Raw genomic sequence first — 18,373 nt, forward strand, 5'->3', positions numbered from 1 at the left:
GGATGACTGCAATGCGCAAAACGATTCTGCAATGTGGCGTGCTGGCCTTGAGTCTGCTGGCCGCCAACGTGATGGCGGCGGTGTCGCCGGATGAAGCGAACAAGCTCGGCACCAGCCTGACCCCGCTCGGCGCCGAGAAGGCCGGCAATGCGGACGGTTCGATTCCGGCCTGGACCGGCGGCATCCCGAAAAACGCCGGTGCGGTGGACAGCAAGGGCTTCCTCGCCGACCCGTTTGCCAACGAAAAACCGCTGTTCACCATCACCGCCGCGAACGTCGAGCAGTACAAAAGCAAGCTCTCCGATGGCCAGGTGGCGATGTTCAAACGCTACCCGGAAACCTACAAGATCCCGGTTTACCCGACCCACCGCACCGTGGGGGCGCCGGCGGAAATCTATGAGTCGGCCAAGCGCAGCGCGCTGAACGTCAACGCGATCAACGACGGCAACGGCCTGGCCAATTTCACCGGCAACCGCTACTACGCCTTCCCGATTCCGAAGAACGGCGTCGAGGTGCTGTGGAACCACATCACCCGCTACCACGGTGGCAATCTGCGGCGGATCATCACCCAGGTCACACCGCAGACCAACGGCAGTTACACGCCGATCCGCTTCGAAGAAGAGATCGCCGTGCCGCAACTGATGAAAGACATCGACCCGGATAAAGCCGCCAACGTACTGACCTTCTTCAAGCAATCGGTGACCGCCCCGGCGCGGCTGGCCGGTAACGTGCTGCTGGTGCACGAAACTCTCGATCAGGTGAAGGAACCGCGTCTGGCGTGGATCTACAACGCCGGTCAGCGCCGGGTACGTCGCGCGCCGCAAGTGGCCTATGACGGCCCGGGTACAGCGGCCGATGGCCTGAGGACTTCCGACAACTTCGACATGTTCTCCGGTGCTCCGGATCGCTATGACTGGAAACTGGTCGGCAAGAAGGAAATGTACATTCCCTACAACAGCTACAAGCTCGACTCGCCGAAGCTCAAGTACGACGACATCGTCAAGGCCGGGCACATCAATCAGGACCTGACCCGTTACGAACTGCACCGCGTCTGGGAAGTGATCGGCACGGTGAAACCGAACGAGCGGCACATCTACGCCAAGCGCCACATGTACATCGACGAGGACAGCTGGCAAGTGGCGCTGGCCGATCACTACGACGGTCGCGGGCAACTGTGGCGCGTTGCCGAAGGTCACGCGCAGTACTACTACGATCATCAGGCTCAGGCTTACACGCTGGAAGCGCTCTACGACATCATTGCCGGCCGCTACATTGCGTTGGGCATGAAGAACGAAGAGAAGCACAGCTTCGAATTCGGTTTTGAAGCCAAGGCTGCCGATTACACACCTTCGGCCCTGCGCGCCGAGGGCGTGCGCTAACGGCTCTGCTGTACCGCTGGACAAAAGGCGACCGCACGGTCGCCTTTTTTATGGCCATCAATCAGCGTGCTGAATACTCGTCAACAAGGGCGCGGGAGAGGGCTAGGGTGAGCACACAACGATAAGAAGGCTCACCCGATGACCGCCATGACCCCGTGCCTGGATCGACCCGGATTTTTGCCGAGGCTTTCTTCACATCATCAGCCTCGCAGTCGCTTGACTGCGCCTTTGCTGACATCGAACGCACGGGTCAGGCTGTTGTGCGCGCCGGCAGGCAGTGGCAAAACCGCACTGCTCACCGAATGTCTTCTTCAGGTGCGCGCGGAGTGCGAGGCAATCTGGCTGCCGCTGGCGGGAGCGACGCTCAGCAGCGAAGAATTTTGCCTGCGTCTGACGCGGGCGCTCGGGCTGGTCGAAGGCCTTGATGATACGCAGCTGATGGCGGAACTGGCCCATTGGTCGAGGCCGACGTCGCTGTTTATCGACGATTACAGTCGGCTGCCGGATCCGGCTGTGGATGCTCTGCTGGATCGCTTGCTGGCGGTCAGCAGCCCGGCGCTCACCTGGTGGATCAGCACTCGCCGTCGGCCGCAGTGCAACTGGCCGCGCCTGTTGCTCGATGACGAACTCTACGAATTCGAGAGCGCCAGCCTGGCGCTGACTCACGATGAAGTTGTATCGGTGTTGCACCATTTGCCGCCTGACCAGGCGGACCGTGTCGCCACCCGTATCATCCAGCGTACTGGCGGTTGGTGCGCGGGGGCGCGCATGGCGCTCCTGCAAAAGTGCGACTGGTCGCAAAACCTGCAACCGCAGCAGCGTGTCGACACTCTGCTCGATTATCTGCAGCACGAACTGTTCAGCAACCTGACGCCGGAACAGGACGAGGCATGGCGTGTGCTGGCTCACCTGCCACGGTTCAACGCGCCGTTATGCGAACATTTGTTCGGCGCCGGCGAAGGCGCGCGGCTGCTGCACGATCTGCAGGTGTTGGGCTGCTTTATCGAGCCATGGCAGCAATCCGCTGACTGGCTCCAGGTGTTCCGCCCGCTGTCGCGAATCATCCAGGAGTCGCACTGGCCGTGTGCGCGTTCCTGGCACCGGCGCGCCTGTCAGTGGTTCAGCGCGACGCAGGATTGGCGAGCGGCGTTCGAGCAAGCGTTGTTGGCCGAGGAATACGAAACTGCCGTCAGCCTGTTGCAGCATTTCGGCTTCGAAGACTTGTTCGAAGACCAGACCGTCGTCCTGCTGTTGCGTTTGCACGAGCAGCAAAGCCAGCAGCTGACCCTGATGACACCACAGCTGATCGTGCTGGTCACGGGCGCCTTATTGTTTGCCGGCCGGTTCGAACAGGCCGGGCAATGCCTGGCTCATCTCGGCCGCTTCATGCCGCAGCCGACAGCGCAACTGGAGCAGCAACTGCTGGCCCGCTGGCAGGCGCAACAGGGATGGCTGTTTCACCTGCAAGGGCAAATGGAGCCGGCACGCGCCTGCTTTCAGGAGGCTTTGTCTGCACTGGCTGACGATGCCTGGCAGGCGCGTTTGATGTGCCTGTCGGGACTGACCCAGCAGGCGTTACTGTGCGGCGAGCTGGATCAGGCCCATGCCCTCAACCGCGAAGCGCTGTGCCTGGCGCGTGCTCACGGCTCCTTGCTGTTCGAAGGCTTGCTTGAGCTTGACCATGCGCAATGGCTCGAGCAGCGGGGCGCGCCTTTGCGTGCCGAAAGCCTGCTGGTGGAGATCGAGCACTTGCTGCGCCAGCGCGCCACGCTGCCCGTGCCACTGCTCGGCCGGATTGCCCTGCGGCGCGGACGACTGGCGCTGTGCATGGGCCTTGAAGAGCAGGCTGCGCAGTTGTTCAGCCAGGGCCTTGAAGATTGCTTGCGCAGCCAGGACAAGAGGGTCTTGTACGGCTACCTCGGGCAAGCGCAACTGGCCGGCAATCGCGGCGATTATGCCGGCGCTTTCGAACGCCTGCGCGAGGCCGAAAGGGTCATGCAGCAACGGCAGATTCCCGATACGGTCTATCGCGGTGTTGTGTTGCAGGTGAGCAGCCAGTTCTGGTTGCAGCAGGGCCGACCGCATCTTGTGCAAGAAGCGTTGAGCCGACTGTTACGGCATTACCGGGGACCTTCGGCGTTGCAGGCGCCACCCGCGACGTTCGAACTGATTATTCGCATCGAATACCTGCTGGCCTGCGCGAATGCGCAATCGGTCCCGGACGAAAGCGCTTTGCCAACCATTGAGCGATTGTTGAAGCGCGCTCAGGCCAAAGGCATGTTGGCGGCGGAAACGGAATTGTTGCTGGCCTTCGCCCAGTTGGCCGAGGCGCACGGTGACACGGTGGCGGCGCAGCAAGCGTTCCAGCGAGCCGCAACGCTGGCGCAGCGTTGCCGATTGCAGCAAGCCGTGCGCGAGTGGGAATTACGCCGAGGTAGCCTCACTGGGGCTGGCAAGGAGGTCTCTGCCTGGCCACGGGATAACGATGAACAGGCGCCTGGCCTCAGTCGGCGCGAACGGGAAGTGCTGATGTTGATTGCTCAAGGGGCTTCTAATCAGCAAGTTGCCGAACAACTGTTTATTTCATTACATACAGTAAAAACCCATGCGAGAAGGATTAACGGTAAGTTGGGTGTAGAACGCAGAACCCAGGCTGTGGCGAAAGCCAAGTTGATGGGGATACTGGTTTAGTTTTGTAAATTTCAGTAGCACAACATGGTGTTCGTTGTTGGGTGGCATGTTTTGTAATTTGTTCGAGCTTCATGTCGGCTGAAAAAGAAACTACCTTGCAATTATCGGCGGTGGCTGCACTTGCAGCTCTGGATAATCAAGTAAGGAAAGTTTGTGGCCAAGTTATATAAAAGTTTGATGCGTGGTTCTTTCGGTGAGCAGGTTACCTGGCCGGAAGAGTGGGAAAAGGCAACACAGGCTAAAATAGATCTGTTCAAGATCATCGACGCCATGCCGAGCGTGCTGGATATTCTGCGCAGCATGCTTGAGGGTGAATTGAAGCGTCTGGGCAAAACAGTTGATATCGACAAGGTCTATATCAATACGGATCCTGCTTTCCCTGCCGATGAAAATCGGCCATCAGGCACTCTTTGGGAGGTGACGGTTCATTGTCTGAATAACCATATAAGTCCTGCCTATATTATGGGTGGTGATGGGGTTTTTGTTCTGCCGGATACGTTCAGTGAGCAATTCAAAGTCAAGGTGCTCAATACCATTGTTGTTGAAGATCTGATCGCTGCTGTAACTGCCGGACTGGAAAAAACATTGCGAGCCGAGATCGCAAAGTTCTGGGCTGCGCCAGCGAAACCCGTCCATGCCGACAATGCACCGCTGTCGAACAAACAGGCTTTCATCAAGGCCTATGCCGTGGTCACCGGTGCAGAGCTGTCGCTGTCGGTCATGGCCAACAACTTCGATGCCCGATTGGGCGAGCGATTCGCTCATCTGCTGGAAGCAGATGCCGGTCGCGCAGCGTTTGAAGTCAACCTGCAACCGGCACAGGATTATCTTCTGGTGCGCCAGCCCTGTTTCGTTCTGGACAACGCCGAGCGTGCGGTCGCAGAGATGCAACTGGTCAACGAGTCGACTTCCTATCTGCTGCACACGCCGGAAAACGGCTTCGAGTTCTTTGAAAGAAATACCGATTTGCACAGCAAACTTCAGCAGAGACTTTCCCTGCGTAGCGAGCAGATCAGTTATCCAAAAGCCACGCAAAGTCCTCATGTCTTTTGTGTCGACACTCACCTCAAAGGTCAGCTTGAAAATGTTTCATCCTTGATCAGGGGCCGGGAACAACTGGAAAAACCACTGATCTCCATGCTTCAAGAGAATCAACGCCTGCATGTGCTGCGTTACGGCATCGACACCCGCTTTTATCTGCTTTGGGCAGCACTGAAGCGCACCGACTGGCCGCTTTGGCTGCATGCCGCTGGTAGCGATGTTCAACAACGTTATAGCGAGCTTGAAGAATCCAAAGACCAGTATGAGGCTGCATATTCGAGCGCGTTCGATACGTGTTTTTCTTTCAAGGACTATGTGCTGCGCACGTTCTCCGCATGGGCGCAGAGGGCCTTTGACGAACGCCTGGATCCTGAAGCGATCAGTGTCCATAGCTCGTACACTTTGCAGATTGCCGGACGGACCATCGAGCAGGAAGAAACCCGGACGCTGACGGAGTTTCTTGTTTTCGGTCTGCACGACAATGGTTACAAAGCGACTCTGACCATCATCGGCGCTCCCGACGGAAGTCGGCTGACGGCAGTAGCGCTCGAGCAGTGGCTGGAAAATCGTAATCTGCGCCTGGAGTTTACCGGCAGTCTTGCATACTCGCCGTCGGTTGCTTGGCAGGAGGCCTATCGCAACTATCTCTTCAGCCAGATGGAGTTTGCAGTTTTTGTAGCTCGCCAGTCCGGGAAGCTGGATTCCACCGATGCGAACATCATCGCGCGAGCCATGGCCAACGACCCTGCGGTGACTATTCAGGGCTTGAAAATCAGGCTGCAAGTCCCAGCATTGAAAGATGTTCTGATGATTTCGGCCAAAGAATACGCACCGTCGCTGATGTTGGTCAAAACAGCTGACGGGCAATTCGAACTGCAGAAATTTTCCGATATCTACGCGGCGAACCGCTGGCTGGAGTCGGCATTGTCGGCGGATCGTGAATACGCCGCATTGATGATTCATCCCGACTACCTGCACGAGGCGGGTGAGTTGCTTGGCAGCGCTGGTACTCAACTGAGCTACCGCTACACGCTTGATAGCCGGCCGGTCGATCTTTATCTGAACGCCAAGGCACCTTTGGCGGACTACGTAAATGTCGCCTACCGAGCCGAAGTTGCGCTGCACAAGGCCATTGCACCGGCAGCTTATCGGGCGCTTGGCATTGAGGGGCGCAAGCGCTATTCGCGTCTGACAACCGAACTCAAGGCGCTGTCCACGGTTGATGCACGAGACAATGGTTTTCCGACATTCGAGCAGTTCACCTATGACGCGGTGAAAGCCCAGATAGAAGACCTATTGCGTTCGCGCGGCAGCAACATTTCGGTCAATCCCGACCAGATCATTATTCAGACCGAAGAGTTTCGTAAGAGCGTTACCGACGTCTTGCTTGAGGGACTCGCTTTCGAAGCGGTGCATCCGGCCTATGAAACCAAGTACAGCCCCAAATATTACTTGGTGAATGGACATCCCCTCGTTGAAAAACTGGATATCCGGGATTTGTCTTCGCTATCGAAAACCTTCCGCCCTGGTGACCGATACAGCGCGATGCTGGAAGAGCAATATCTGAACAAGGCTCATCCTGATCACGCTTTCAAGCGCGCGGTACACGCCCGGAAAATCCGCTGTGAGATGTATCGCAATGCGTTTGCCGATTTCACCAACGGCAGATTATCGACAGAGTCTTTCTCTGCTGTCCAAGGGGTTATCGATAACCTGAAAGAGAGTGGCGGTTATCAGTCGGTAGGGACCAGCACCGCCGAAGGTGATATCGGGCTGTACAAATTCAATATTGGCGCGCTGGGTCTGACGACTCCTGGGGACCGCGCGGTTGGCGGCGTTTATATTTTTCGACTGAAGTTGTCGTCAGGTTTCTTCGACTTGCTCTATACGCCTGACGCGCCGGATCAAGTCAACTTCCGGCCGATCGCTGAGTTCATTCCTTCGATTCGTTTTCGAAAAGGCCCGTTCAGGAACTATTACAGCGAGCGGATACTGCTGGTTGACCAGAAAGTGACCAATGACTACTTCGATAATCTGGTCGCAACGGTTGATACCCGACCGGTCATTCGCACACAGCAGCGTTCGTTACTGCCCGATCTGTTCACTTTCCATGACGAGCGAGTGCGCCGTGTATTGAGTGACATCGACGAACGGACCACCAGTCTCAACGAAATAATCGCCGGTGTGGTTTATGAAAATCTGTTGAAGGCCGCAAACATTGTCAGCCTGCTGGTGCCACCCGTAGGCACTGTGGTGGTGGCTGTGCAGGTGATGAAAAGCATCTACGACGCGTCGCAGTCGCACCGGCGCGGTGATTATTCCGCCGCGCTGGGGCATGTGCAGGATGTATTGAGCGGACTGCTGACATTGGGTCAGGCTGCAGCGGCGGGGGCGCCGGCTAAAGAACTTACCCGTGCGCAACGCTCGTTTCTCAGTCTGTTTGAAGACGCCCGCACGGTCGCGGAGCTGGTTACGTATTACACCGGCCATGAAGACCCCGCCGATGAACTGATCGGGTTCTTCAAGGCACTGATGCAAGAGGCTGAGTCTGCATTCAGCAAGACCACGGTTCGCTGAGCCGTTTCGAGGGCTCATAGTCTGATTTATCTTTCGTAACCCATGCGCCAGCTCACGGCCCGCGTCGCAGCCAACAACCGCTGCGCCGCCGGGCCGTTTTCGTCGGCGTGGAACAGCGAGGTCGGGCCGACGATGGTCAGCACCGCAGCGATCTGCCCGACCGCGTTGAACACTGGCGCAGAAAGCGCATCCACACCCGGCATCAACAGACCATGCACGTGATGCAGACCGCGTTCGCGGATCTGTTCACACAGCGTTGCATAGGCTTTTTCGTCCTTGAGGGGATGCTCCGCGACAGCGATCTCCTGCTCGCGCAATTCATCGGTTTCCCGGTGCGGCAGGTAAGCGCTGAACACCAGCCCGGTGGACGAGCTGAGCAGCGGCAGCACCGAACCCAACTGCGTCACCACCGTCACCGCGCGCACCGCCGATTCAATGTGCACGACGGTTGCGCCCTGATTGCCCCACACCGCGAGAAAGCAGGTTTCGTTGAGTTCATCGCGCAGCTCGGACAGCGGCAGGGCGGCAACTTTCAGCACGTCCATGCTGTTGAGCGCGGCCAGGCCCACGCGCAGTGCTTCGCGACCGAGGCCGTAATGGTTGGTGGCGGTGTTCTGTTCGGCAAATCCGGAGGCTATCAACGCCTGCAAATAGCGATGCACCTTGCTTGCCGGCATCTGCACATGTTCGGCCAGACGCGACAGCGAAGTCGACGGTGACAACTCGGCCAAAGCCTTGAGGATGTCGGTGCCGACTTCGGCGGAGCGGACTTTCTGTTTGCCGTTGCTGTCGCTGGTTTTTTCCATGGGGCTGGCGGTTCCGGTTCGAATGGGCGTCTTTATAGCTTGACGCTGGATAGCGAGCAAATTACGTTATGCGTAATCAGATTACGATAATAACAACCCCGGCGTGCCGAGAACTCTGAGCCAGAGCGATGGGCCACTGCCGACTCCCTGTTCAGGAGGCTCCATGAACCCCGATTCAACCGCGCAGGACCTGGTTTACCAGTCCGGCTTCGGCAACGAATTCAGCACTGAAGCGTTGCCCGGCGCGCTGCCCGTTGGCCAGAACTCTCCGCAGAAAGCCCCGTACGGCCTGTATACCGAGCTGTTCTCCGGCACCGCCTTCACCATGCCGCGCAGCGAAGCGCGGCGTACCTGGATGTACCGGATCCAGCCATCAGCCAATCACCCGGCGTTCGTCAAACTGGAACGGCAACTCGCCGGCGGACCGTTGGGTGAAGTAACCCCCAATCGTCTGCGCTGGAATCCACTGGAGCTGCCGACCGAACCGACGGATTTCATCGATGGCCTGGTCAGCATGGCGGCCAACGCCGGCGCCGAGAAACCGTCTGGCATCAGCATTTATAACTACGCCGCCAATCGTTCGATGGAGCGGGTGTTCTTCAACGCCGATGGGGAAATGCTGCTGGTGCCGCAACTCGGTCGCCTGCGTATCGCCACCGAACTGGGCGTACTCGAAGTGGCACCGCTGGAAATCGTCGTTCTGCCGCGTGGCCTGAAATTTCGCGTCGAACTGCTCGATCCACAGGTACGCGGCTACCTCGCCGAGAACCATGGCGCGCCGCTGCGCCTGCCGGATCTGGGGCCGATCGGCAGCAACGGTCTGGCCAATCCACGGGATTTCCTCACCCCGGTCGCTGCCTACGAAAACCTGCAGCAACCGACTACTTTGGTGCAGAAATTTCTTGGCCAGTTGTGGGCCACCGAACTCAATCACTCACCGCTCAATGTGGTCGCCTGGCATGGCAACAACGTGCCGTACAAATACGACCTGCGCCGTTTCAACACCATTGGCACGGTGAGTTTCGATCATCCCGATCCTTCGATCTTCACCGTATTGACCTCGCCGACCAGCGTGCACGGTCTGGCCAACCTCGATTTCGTGATCTTCCCGCCGCGCTGGATGGTCGCCGAAAAGACCTTCCGGCCACCGTGGTTCCATCGCAACCTGATGAACGAATTCATGGGTCTGATCCAGGGCGAATACGACGCCAAGGCCGAAGGCTTCGTGCCCGGTGGCGCTTCGCTGCACAGCTGCATGAGCGCCCACGGCCCGGACGGCGAAACCTGCACCAGGGCGATCAACGCCGAGCTTGCACCTGCAAAAATCGATAACACCATGGCCTTCATGTTCGAGACCAGCCAAGTGCTTCGTCCAAGTCGTTTCGCCCTCGAATGCCCACAGTTGCAACCCAGTTACGACGCTTGCTGGGCGACGCTGCCCGCCACGTTCGACCCGACCCGGAGATAACCCATGACACAGAATTCCATCCCCCGCAGCTGGGTCGCTTCGGCCAACGGTCACAGCGATTTCCCCTTGCAGAATCTGCCGCTGGGCGTGTTCAGCCTCAAGGGTTCTGCGCCGCGCGCTGGCGTGGCGATCGGCGAGCACATCTTCGATTTGCAAGTGGCGCTTGAGGCCGGTCTGTTCGACGGTGTCGCACGCAGTGCGGTGGAAGCCATGCACGGCGGGCAGTTGAACGCGTTCTTTGAACTTGGCCGTGAGGCGCGGGTGGCCCTGCGCGAACGCCTGATCGAACTGTTCAGTGAAGGCAGCACCCTGCGCGGCAACATCGAAGCGCAAGGCGCGAAACTCTTGCCGCTGGCTGCCGATTGCCAGATGCACCTGCCGGCACGGATCAGCGATTACACCGACTTCTACGTCGGCATCGAGCACGCGCAGAACGTCGGCAAACTGTTCCGCCCGGATAACCCGCTGCTGCCGAACTACAAGCACGTGCCGATCGGTTACCACGGTCGCGCTTCCACGGTGCGAGCGTCCGGCACCGACGTGCGCCGGCCGAAAGGCCAGACGCTGCCGGCCGGCCAGACCGAACCGGTATTCGGTCCATGCGCGCGTCTGGATTACGAACTGGAACTGGGTATCTGGATCGGCCAGGGCAATGAGATGGGCGAGCCGATTGCCATCGGTGACGCTGCCGAGCACATCGCCGGTTTCTGCCTGCTCAACGACTGGTCGGCGCGGGATATCCAGGCTTGGGAATACCAGCCACTCGGCCCCTTCCTGTCGAAGAGTTTCATCACCAGCGTCTCGCCGTGGGTGGTGACGGCTGAAGCACTGGAACCATTCCGCACGGCGCAACCGGCGCGCCCTGAAGGTGATCCGCAGCCGCTGCCGTATCTGCTCGACAAGCGCGATCAGGATGGCGGCGCCTTCGACATCGAGCTGGAAGTGCTGTTGCGTACCGAAACCATGCGCGAGCAGAACCTGCCCGCCCATCGTTTAACCCTGAGCAACACCCGCTACATGTACTGGACCGTCGCGCAAATGGTTGCGCATCACAGCGTCAACGGTTGCCAGTTGCAGGCCGGCGATCTGTTCGGTTCGGGCACTTTGTCCGGGCCGGAAAACGGTCAGTTCGGCAGCCTGCTGGAGATCACTGAGGGCGGTAAGAAACCGATCGAACTGGCTTCTGGCGAAGTGCGCAAATTCCTTGAGGACGGTGACGAAATCATCCTGCGTGCCCGCTGCGCCCGCGACGGTTTTGCCTCGATCGGCTTCGGCGAATGTCGCGGCACCGTGATCGCTGCGCGCTGACAGGAGCGGCTTATGGATCTTTATGGCTATTACCGTTCCACTTCATCGTACCGGGTGCGGATTGCGCTGGCGTTGAAGGGCCTCGATTACCAGGCGTTGCCGGTCAACCTGATCGCACCGTCGGGCGGTGAACATCGGCAACCGGCGTATCTGGCGCTCAATCCGCAGGGCCGGGTGCCGACCTTGCGCACCGATGATGGTGCGCTGCTGATTCAATCGCCGGCGATCATCGAGTATCTGGAAGAGCGATACCCGCAGGTGCCGTTGCTGCCGGATGATCTGCTGGCGCGCGCGCAGGTGCGCGGTGTCGCGGCGGTGATCGGCTGCGATGTGCACCCGCTGCACAACGTCAGCGTGCTCAATCGCCTGCGCCAGGCGGGGCAGAATGAGGCGCAAGTGGTGGAGTGGATCAGCCATTGGATCAGCCAAGGGCTGGCAACGGTGGAGCAGTTGATCGGCGACAGCGGTTTCTGTTTTGGCGAATGGCCGTGCGTGGCAGATGTGTATCTGATTCCGCAGTTGTATGCGGCTGAGCGGTTCAACGTCAGCCTGGAGGCGTATCCGAAAATTTGCCGTGTGGCTGCGTTGGCGGCTGAACATCCGGCGTTTATCAAGGCGCATCCTGCCAATCAACCAGACACCCCGTAATTCCTGTGGGAGCGAGCCTGCTCGCGAAGACGGAGTGTCAGTGGCCTTTCATTCAGCTGACACACCGCTTTCGCGAGCAGGCTCGCTCCCACACAGGTTTGTGTGGGCCTCAAGGATGGTGGCAGCCTGCGGAAGGTAGTTAATGCACGACGGAGTTGGGCGGCAGATGGCCGAGGCGTTCGGTCAGGCGCAGGCGCTGGATCGGGTCTTCGCTGAGCAATAATGCATGCTCCAGATCGAAGCGTTCAGCGTTCGGGCAATCCAGCCGTTGATACAGACTGGCCCGGGCCATGTAATCGGAGGCCTTCGCATCGCCCAGTTCGAGCACTCGTCCTGCGTCGATCAGCGCGGCGATGTGATCGTCGTGGGTCAGGTGCAATTGGCGCAGGTTGCGTGACAGACGTTGCAGCATCTGCACCGGCGTTGCGCTCAGCAAATGTTCGGCGCTGAGCTGCATGTTCGGCCCGTATTGGCGTTGCAACAGTTCTCGGCAGTCATTGGGATACAGTCGCCGCCCGCCGCAAGGATCGAGCAAGTGGTCGGCGCCGGGTACCCGCAGCAGAAAATGTCCGGGGAAGTTGACCCCGACCAGAGGAATCTCCAACCCACGCGCCAATTCCAGTGCGATCAACGCCAATGCCAACGGCTGACCGCGTTGGGTGTGCAACACGCGATGCAGCAGCGCCGCCTGCGGGCGCAGCGGCAGGAAATCATCCTGCGCGAAACCGAGATCGACCATGCGTCGCAACAGCGGTTGCGCCAGTTCGCTGACCGGCAGCATCGGCAGCCCATAGCTGACGCGTAGTTGCAGATCCTTGAAGGTGCGCAACCATGCCTCGGGCTCGAGGGTTTTGTCGTGCTCGGCACTTATCCACAGCGCAGCTTCCAGCAGGGCCGGCGGTGAACGATGCAGGCATTCGAAAAAGCGTTGGCGCGCACTCATCTGAATCTCCCTCCAATGCCTCGTTTTAGCCCCGTCCGGGTTGTTCGTCCAGTGCCGGGCTCACTGAGCGCGAGTTATAGCGGCGCAGCATTGTCCGCTCGGCGGCTCATGCCGGTGTGCGCCAGCAATTTTCAGGGGCAAGCCTATACTGGCGTTCTACAAGAAGTGATTCGGGAGCCTGTCGATGTTCGCTCTCATGCAAAGCACTCGCCTGGAATCGCTGCACCTGAGCGTGGACCCGGCCACCGGGTTGAAGGCGGTCATTGCCATTCATAACAGCCATCTGGGGCCAGCCCTGGGTGGGTGCCGTTACCTTGCCTATCCCAACGACGAATCTGCGGTCGAGGACGCCATTCGCCTGGCGCAAAACATGAGCTACAAAGCGGCGCTCGCCGGCCTCGCGCAAGGTGGCGGGGTGGCGGTGATCGTGCGCCCGGCCCATGTCGAGAATCGCGCCGCGTTGTTCGAGGCTTTCGGACGTTGCATCGAGCAACTCGACGGCCGCTATATCACCGCCATCGACAGCGGTACGTCAGTGGCGGACATGGACTGCATTGCCCAGCAGACCCGCCACGTTACCAGCACCACTTCGGCAGGCGACCCGGCGCCGCATGCGGCCATGGGCGTGTTCGCCGGCATACGCGCCACGGCGATGGCGCGCCTGGGCAGCGACAACCTCGAAGGTCTGCGCGTTGCCATCCAGGGGCTTGGCAATGTCGGTTTTGCGCTGGCCGAGCAACTGCACGCGGCAGGCGCCGAGTTGCTCGTCAGTGACATCGACCACGGCAAGGTGCAACTGGCGATGGAGCAGCTCAATGCTCACCCGATCGCCAACGACGCATTGCTCAGCACGCCGTGCGACATTCTCGCGCCGTGCGGGTTGGGCGGTGTGCTCAACAGTCACAGCGTTTCACAGCTGCGCTGCTCGGCGGTGGCCGGTTCGGCGAACAATCAACTTTCCCATCTGGATGTGGCGGATCAACTGGAACGGCGCGGGATTCTTTATGCGCCGGATTATGTGATCAATGCCGGCGGGCTGATTTACGTATCGCTTAAACATCGCGGTGAGGAGTTGCCGACGATTACGGCGCATCTGTCGAAAATCAGTTCGCGGCTGACCGAAGTCTTCGCCCATGCTCAGGCGGAAAAACGTTCGCCGGCGCGGGTGGCGGATGAGTTGGCCGAAAAGGTTTTGTATCGCTGAAAGCAAAAGATCGCAGCCTTCGGCAGCTCCTACATTCCGAGTGCAGGAGCTGCCGAAGGCTGCGATCTTTCTAATTACTTCGGCGCTTTCGCTGGTTTGGCTGGCTTCGCCGGCGCCTCATCAGGTTCTGCCGCTTCAGCTTTTTCGACAGGCTCGGCCGGCGCATTGATCAGCTCCGACAGCGCATCGGGCTGGCTCTTGAACGCTCTGGCGAACACATCGCGATTCTTCGCCATGTAGATCCCGGCTTCTTCCACTTGCTGTTCAGTCAGGGACGGAACGGCTTTTTGCAGCACATCGGCCAGATATTCGGCCAGTTCGAGCATTTTGTCATGACGATCAGCTTCGGCTTTATCCATGAACAAGCGCTCCAGATCTCGGCTGCTGCGGTATACCACTTCGACGGCCATTCACCACCTCACATGCCTTCACATTAAGTTGTCTTGACGACTACTGTATCCATATACAGCGAAAAGGATAAGCGAATCCCTGCGCCATGGGTAGTGGCTTTTCAATGTAGACCGGATTTGGGGTTTGTCAGGGGTACGGTGTGGCTGCTATTCGCGAGCAGGCTCGCTCCCACGGGGATTGTGCAAAGCCGCGAGCCTGCGACCAAACGCCACGGCGCGGGATTTGCGGCGGATCGCCATGATGCGTGGCCCTGAACCTGCATGAAAACCGTTGCTACAAGGCGCGCGCGCAAAACCGTCACGTGCGATACGCATCATCCGCCCGAAACGGGCTAAGGAAACTCATCGTGAAAATAAATTGGGCCGAGAAACTGCGGCGTAACGTGCATCAACTGGCCGAGTCCCTGGGCAACCTGTTCGTCGAAACCTTTCACTATCTGGCGCTGTTCGCCATCGGTGCGGTGACAGCGTGGGCGGCGGTGATGGAGTTTCTCGGGATGCTCGAAGTCGGGCACATCAAGATCGATGACATTCTGTTGCTGTTCATCTATCTGGAACTGGGCGCGATGGTCGGGATTTATTTCAAGACCAACCACATGCCGGTGCGCTTCCTGATCTACGTGGCGATCACTGCACTGACGCGCCTGCTGATCTCCAACGTCTCGCACCACAACCCGCCGGACATGGGCATTATCTACCTGTGCGGCGGCATTCTGCTGCTGGCGTTTGCGATCCTGGTGGTGCGTTACGCTTCGTCGCAATTCCCCTCAGTGAAGATCGAGAACCCGCAGCGCAAGCTCGGCACGGGCTCCAGCGAACATCCTGAAGTGGAGAAGGGCGAGCTTTAAAGGCCCGCCGCCTGGCCGGGCTGGCCCTTGACGCGTGGCGGTGGCGGGGTGAGCCCGGCGCCGCTGGTCATGGCTTCGAGAATCGACATGGCGCTGTGGCCCTGTTCGATGGCGATGCCGAACTGGATGCTTTGCACCAGCCTCTTCAAACGCTCGGGATCGTTGCGCTGTTCGGCACTGATCATGCGCTTGGCCACAATGCGGCCGGCGTTGGACAGGGTCAGCATGATGCTGCCGTCCAGGCCCTGAATGCTCAGATTGATCTGATAGTCCGGCGCGAAAGCATCGGTAATGATCTGAAATGGGTTGTCCATGATGCGTCACCGCCTGATTGAACGTGCAGTTGTTGACCGGCCATGATCTGATTTGGTTCGCAACACCAGACCACTGGCATCTCGTTCGCTGAGGTTTGCAATGTCCGTTTGCCTCAAGGGTGATGTAGCAAGGGGCATGCCGGAAAAATTGTCGAACAATAAACATGGCGAAAAAAACGGCGAGCCTCGGGGCTCGCCGTTTTTTGTGGCGCATTTTCAGGGCAGGAATGAGCGGATGATCGCTGACAGTGCAGTCAGGCCGATCAGCACTCCACCCAGTTCACCGCCAGCCCGCCCCGCGAGGTTTCCTTGTACTTGTCGTGCATGTCGGCGCCGGTGTCGCGCATGGTGCGTATCACCCGGTCGAGGGAAATAAAGTGATTACCGTCGCCGCGCAGGGCCATTTGCGTGGCGTTGATCGCCTTCACCGCCGCGATGGCATTGCGCTCGATGCACGGCACTTGCACCAGGCCACCGACCGGATCGCAGGTCAGGCCGAGGTTGTGTTCCAGGCCGATTTCGGCAGCGTTCTCCAGTTGCTCCGGTGTCGCGCCGAGGACGTCGGCCAGGCCGGCGGCGGCCATTGCGCATGCCGAACCGACTTCGCCCTGACAGCCGACCTCGGCACCGGAGATGGAGGCGTTTTTCTTGCACAAAATGCCGACGGCGGCTGCACCGAGAAAGAACGCGACGACGTCATCGTCAGACGCATCCGGATTGAATTTCATGTAGTAGTGCAGAACGGCCGGAATGATCCCGGCGGCGCCATTGGTCGGCGCGGTGACCATGCGCCCGCCGGCGGCATTTTCTTCGTTGACGGCAAGGGCGAACAGGTTGACCCATTCCATCGCCGACAGGGTCGAACTGATCACATTCGGTTTGCCGATTTCCAACAGGCTGCGATGCAGTTTCGCCGCGCGGCGCGGTACTTTCAGACCGCCGGGCAGGATGCCTTCGTGGCGCAAACCTTGTTCGACGCACTCGCGCATCACTGACCAGATGTGCAGCAGGCCTTGGCGAATCTCGGCATCGCTGCGCCAGGCGCGTTCGTTGGCCATCATCAGTTCGGACACGCGCAGATTGTGTTGTTTGCAGAGGGCGAGCAGTTCGGCGGCGCTGGAAAAATCGTACGGCAACACCACGTCGCTGGTTGGCGCCACGCCAGACTCGGCTTCAGCCGCTTCGACGATGAAACCGCCGCCCACCGAGTAATAGGTTTGCGCGAACAGCTCGGCGCTTTCGCCAAATGCGCTCAGCGACATGGCGTTGGGGTGGTAGGGCAAGCTCTCGTCGAGCAGCAGCAGATCGCTCTGCCAGTCAAACGCAATCGAGCGTTGACCGGCGAGGGACAATTGCCCGGTTTCGCGCAGTTGCTGAATGCGTGGATCGATGGTCGAAGGATCGATGCTGTCCGGCCACTCGCCCATCAGGCCCATGACCGTCGCGCGATCGGTGGCATGGCCAACGCCGGTCGCAGACAGTGAGCCGTACAGACGGATTTCCACCCGTCGCACGTCATAGAGCAGATGCTGGTCGATCAGGGCCTGGGCAAAGGTCGCCGCTGCACGCATCGGGCCGACGGTATGGGAACTGGACGGGCCGATGCCCACTTTGAATAGATCGAAAACACTGATAGCCATGCTAAACCCTTACAAGCAATGGAGTAGGAATCGCTGCCATTTTTTGTCGGACAAGCGCAATGTCGGCGATACTGCCTGCCTCGCTTCGAGGTGACCAACGAAACCTCCTAAGACAGCCTTTAGCAGGACTAAACAATGAGTCGTCAATTGCATGCCCAGACCTACGTCTGGCTGCAGGTGTTTGCCTGTGCCGCGCGGCACCTGTCGTTCACCCGTTGTGCCGAAGAGCTGCACATCACCCCGGGCGCGGTCAGCCAGCAGATCCGCCAATTGGAAGAGCGCCTGGGTTTTCGCCTGTTTCATCGGCGAGCGCGGGGCGTTGAGTTGAGCGCGCAGGGGCAGCGGCTGGCGATTACTGTCAATGAAGCCTATGGCAGCATCGATGCGGAGCTGCGCCGGCTGGACGCGGGGATGATCAGCGGAACTCTGCGGTTGCGGTCGATCCCGTCGTTTCTCGGCAAGTGGCTGACTCCGCGCCTGCCGCGCTTGCAGCAACGCTTTCCGGACATCCAGTTGCGCCTGGTGGCCGAGGACAGCAGCGTGCCGTTGCACGAAGGCGATTTCGATCTGGCCATCGACCTCAACGATGGCAGTTACCCCGGATTGTTATCCACAGCCTTGCTCGACGAGCAGATTTTCCCGGTGTGCGCGCCGAGCCTGTTACGTGGGCGACCGCCGTTGCACGGGCCGGCGGATCTGGTGCATTTCCCGTTGCTGCACGACATCACCGCCTGGCGTGGCAGTTACGAATACGCGGAATGGGAGTTCTATTTGAATGCGATCGGCTTCGAAGGCGCCGATGTGCGGCGCGGCCACACGTTCAATCGCAATCACTTGACCATCGAAGCGGCGATTGCCGGTATGGGCGTGGCGATTGCCCGGCGCACGTTGCTCAATGATGAGCTGGAGCGCGGCACTTTGATTGTGCCGTTCGGGTTGTCGGTGCCCAACCATAAACGCTACGTGCTGCTATATGCGCCGGGGGCGTTGAGCCATCCGGGCGTGCGCGCTGTGCATGACTGGCTGGTGGAGGAGGCGGGGATTTTTCGCAGCCTGCACCCGCTGAATGAGCAACAGATGTGAGCAGATTTTTCTG

The 18,373-nt window shown here is 59.4% G+C and carries 13 protein-coding genes and 1 pseudogene; 9 read left to right on the forward strand and 5 right to left on the reverse strand.

Annotated elements, in window-relative coordinates:
• The first annotated feature begins 11 nt into the window (after positions 1 to 11).
• From CKW30_RS07005 to CKW30_RS07015, 3 genes are all read left to right on the forward strand, one after another.
• On the forward strand, positions 12 to 1,379 hold the full coding sequence (locus CKW30_RS07005) for a DUF1329 domain-containing protein (RefSeq protein ID WP_016771641.1): 1,368 nt from the start codon (positions 12 to 14) through the stop codon (positions 1,377 to 1,379).
• A gap of 138 nt (positions 1,380 to 1,517) precedes the next feature.
• A complete protein-coding gene (locus CKW30_RS07010; RefSeq protein ID WP_095180397.1) occupies positions 1,518 to 4,070 on the forward strand; it encodes a LuxR C-terminal-related transcriptional regulator in 2,553 nt (850 codons plus the stop codon).
• Between the two features lie 153 nt (positions 4,071 to 4,223).
• Positions 4,224 to 7,688, forward strand: coding sequence for a dermonecrotic toxin domain-containing protein (locus CKW30_RS07015; RefSeq protein WP_095180398.1), 3,465 nt, complete (start codon positions 4,224 to 4,226; stop codon positions 7,686 to 7,688).
• Between the two features lie 26 nt (positions 7,689 to 7,714).
• Here the strand turns inward: CKW30_RS07015 and CKW30_RS07020 are convergent, their stop codons facing one another.
• On the reverse strand, positions 7,715 to 8,494 hold the full coding sequence (locus tag CKW30_RS07020) for an IclR family transcriptional regulator (protein ID WP_095180399.1): 780 nt from the start codon (positions 8,492 to 8,494) through the stop codon (positions 7,715 to 7,717).
• 163 nt (positions 8,495 to 8,657) lie between these two features.
• Between CKW30_RS07020 and hmgA the strand changes: the two genes are divergently transcribed.
• The 3 genes from hmgA to maiA are packed head-to-tail and all read left to right on the forward strand — an operon-like array spanning position 8,658 to position 11,918.
• A complete protein-coding gene (gene hmgA, locus CKW30_RS07025; RefSeq protein ID WP_095180400.1) occupies positions 8,658 to 9,962 on the forward strand; it encodes a homogentisate 1,2-dioxygenase in 1,305 nt (434 codons plus the stop codon).
• A gap of 3 nt (positions 9,963 to 9,965) precedes the next feature.
• Positions 9,966 to 11,270 (forward strand): fumarylacetoacetase, encoded by a 1,305-nt coding sequence (fahA, locus tag CKW30_RS07030; protein WP_056782995.1) that lies wholly within the window; start codon positions 9,966 to 9,968, stop codon positions 11,268 to 11,270.
• Positions 11,271 to 11,282: 12 nt separating this feature from the next.
• Entirely contained in the window at positions 11,283 to 11,918 is a 636-nt protein-coding gene (maiA, locus tag CKW30_RS07035) for a maleylacetoacetate isomerase (RefSeq protein ID WP_056782996.1), read from the forward strand.
• 139 nt (positions 11,919 to 12,057) lie between these two features.
• On the opposite strand, the gene CKW30_RS07040 is transcribed toward maiA, so the two are convergent.
• The gene (locus tag CKW30_RS07040; protein WP_095180401.1) at positions 12,058 to 12,861 is read right to left on the reverse strand and encodes a transglutaminase family protein; all 804 of its coding nucleotides are present in this window, start codon (positions 12,859 to 12,861) and stop codon (positions 12,058 to 12,060) included.
• Between the two features lie 184 nt (positions 12,862 to 13,045).
• On the opposite strand from CKW30_RS07040, the gene CKW30_RS07045 reads away from it, so the two are divergent.
• Entirely contained in the window at positions 13,046 to 14,065 is a 1,020-nt protein-coding gene (locus tag CKW30_RS07045) for a Glu/Leu/Phe/Val dehydrogenase dimerization domain-containing protein (RefSeq protein WP_041479665.1), read from the forward strand.
• A 155-nt stretch (positions 14,066 to 14,220) separates the two neighbouring features.
• Here the strand turns inward: CKW30_RS07045 and CKW30_RS07050 are convergent.
• Positions 14,221 to 14,475 (reverse strand): annotated as a pseudogene (locus CKW30_RS07050) (YebG family protein); the annotation flags it as partial.
• A gap of 347 nt (positions 14,476 to 14,822) precedes the next feature.
• Between CKW30_RS07050 and CKW30_RS07055 the strand changes: the two are divergent.
• Positions 14,823 to 15,323, forward strand: a complete 501-nt coding sequence (locus tag CKW30_RS07055) for a phosphate-starvation-inducible protein PsiE (protein ID WP_039759287.1) — start codon at positions 14,823 to 14,825, stop codon at positions 15,321 to 15,323.
• Here CKW30_RS07055 and CKW30_RS07060 read toward each other — a convergent pair.
• Both CKW30_RS07060 and CKW30_RS07065 read right to left on the reverse strand, forming a co-directional pair.
• On the reverse strand, positions 15,320 to 15,637 hold the full coding sequence (locus CKW30_RS07060) for a DUF3509 domain-containing protein (RefSeq protein ID WP_016771632.1): 318 nt from the start codon (positions 15,635 to 15,637) through the stop codon (positions 15,320 to 15,322). The two genes, CKW30_RS07055 and CKW30_RS07060, sit on opposite strands and share 4 nt — an antisense overlap.
• A gap of 263 nt (positions 15,638 to 15,900) precedes the next feature.
• A complete protein-coding gene (locus tag CKW30_RS07065) occupies positions 15,901 to 17,277 on the reverse strand; it encodes an L-serine ammonia-lyase (RefSeq protein ID WP_095180402.1) in 1,377 nt (458 codons plus the stop codon).
• Positions 17,278 to 17,412: 135 nt separating this feature from the next.
• Between CKW30_RS07065 and CKW30_RS07070 the strand changes: the two genes are divergently transcribed.
• The gene (locus CKW30_RS07070; protein ID WP_016771630.1) at positions 17,413 to 18,360 is read left to right on the forward strand and encodes a LysR substrate-binding domain-containing protein; all 948 of its coding nucleotides are present in this window, start codon (positions 17,413 to 17,415) and stop codon (positions 18,358 to 18,360) included.
• Positions 18,361 to 18,373: the final 13 nt, after the last annotated feature.

Origin of the sequence: Pseudomonas sp. Irchel 3F6, from assembly GCF_900187595.1 — a bacterium.
GTDB classification, from domain to species: Bacteria; Pseudomonadota; Gammaproteobacteria; order Pseudomonadales; family Pseudomonadaceae; genus Aquipseudomonas; species Aquipseudomonas siliginis.